General features: G+C 69.2%; 1 protein-coding gene. It reads right to left on the bottom strand.

The features are described 5' to 3' along the window. Nucleotides 1–245, bottom strand: a 245-nt coding sequence (locus ACLQ2U_RS32235) for a zinc ribbon domain-containing protein (protein WP_425754651.1), incomplete at its 3' end; no start/stop codon positions are given. Nucleotides 246–299: the final 54 nt, after the last annotated feature.

Raw genomic sequence — 299 nt, 5'->3', positions numbered from 1 at the left:
ATGGCCGCGTTGACGTCCCGGTCGTGGGCGGTCCCGCAGGGGCAGGTCCACGACCGGACGGACAGCGGTTTGGGTCCATCGAGCCGCCCGCACGTCGAGCAGGTCTGCGACGTGGGCGCGAACCGGCCGATCCGGGCGAAGGTGCGTCCGTACCGGGTGGCCTTGTACTCCAGCATCCCGACGAAGGATGTCCAGCCGGCGTCGTGGACGGACTTCGCCAGCCGGGTGCGGGCGAGACCGGTCACGCACAGGTCCTCGACGTACACCGCTTGGTTGTCGCGGATCAACTGTGTCGAGAG

The organism is Micromonospora sp. DT47 (genome assembly GCF_049844475.1).
Lineage (GTDB): Bacteria > Actinomycetota > Actinomycetes > Mycobacteriales > Micromonosporaceae > Micromonospora.
This window is presented reverse-complemented; position numbering and strand designations above follow the sequence as displayed.